The sequence below is a fragment of the Oleiphilus sp. HI0079 genome (assembly GCF_001635105.1).
This window is the reverse complement of the sequence record NZ_LWFT01000768.1, coordinates 1-1,080: the sequence shown is the minus strand read 5'-3', so window position 1 is coordinate 1,080 and position 1,080 is coordinate 1. Positions and strand designations below refer to the sequence as shown.

The following is a 1,080-nucleotide window of genomic DNA, read 5'->3' as shown; positions in this document are numbered from 1 at the left end:
ATCATCTGAAGAAGGTGACGCAGAAGAATAAGCTCTACCCAGAGCGACTTCTTCTTGGTACTGGCTAGGGTATTTGCGGAACATCAGCAATGACACAACAGATCAAGCTGATCGTCGGACTCGGTAACCCCGGGAAAGAATACGCATCTACCCGCCATAACGCTGGTGCCATTTTTGTAGAAGCGCTTGCAACCCAAGCGCTTCAAACCCTAAAACCTGAGAGCAAATTCCACGGCCTGTATTCAAAGGCAACCATCTCAGGCCAAGACATCCATTTACTCATCCCTACCACCTTCATGAACCGAAGTGGACAAGCTGTTCAGGCGATATCGCAGTTTTTCAAAATCCAACCGGAAGAGATCCTCGTCGCTCATGACGAGCTCGATATTCCGATGGGGAGCATGAAACTGAAAAAAGGCGGTGGGCACGGCGGGCAGAATGGTTTGCGAGACATCATCACCAAGCTAGGCGGCAACAAAGAGTTCTCTCGACTTCGACTCGGAATCAGCCACCCAGGACATGCAAGCAAAGTAACTGGGCATGTACTCGGTAAACTAGGCAAAAAAGAAACCGAGCAGCTCGATTCTGTCATTGATGAAGCGATGCGCTACCTTCCAGAGATTATTTCCGGCGACACCGCGAAAGCAATGAACGCCCTACACAGCTTCAAAGCAGATTAGCGCAAACAACGCCGTCAAAGATTAGACATCCGCAAGTAATACATCGCAAAAGCCCAATCGCGCAGCGTGACCCTCACGGGTCTTATCTATATAATACGCCGACTTTTTAGACACCATCTTATTCAGGATTACGATCATGGGTTTTAACTGCGGCATCGTCGGCCTTCCAAACGTCGGCAAATCAACGCTTTTTAATGCACTAACCAAAGCAGGCATTGGTGCCGAGAACTTCCCGTTCTGCACGATTGAGCCAAATGCGGGTGTTGTTGCGATGCCAGACCTCGCCTGGATGCGCTTTCTTCAATCGTGCAACCTGAAAAGACGATTGCAACCACCATGGAGTTTGTCGATATTGCCGGCCTCGTCGAGGGCGCCTCTAAGGGAGAAGGTTTAGGCAACC

General features: G+C 49.9%; 1 protein-coding gene and 1 pseudogene. Both read left to right on the top strand.

The genetic code is table 11. The annotated features are described in order from the left end of the window. Positions 1-89 precede the first annotated feature (89 nt). On the top strand, positions 90-680 hold the full coding sequence (gene pth / locus A3750_RS14305) for an aminoacyl-tRNA hydrolase (protein ID WP_068457313.1): 591 nt from the start codon (positions 90-92) through the stop codon (positions 678-680). A 136-nt stretch (positions 681-816) separates the two neighbouring features. Next, a pseudogene (locus tag A3750_RS25005) lies at positions 817-1,080 on the top strand (GTPase); the annotation flags it as partial.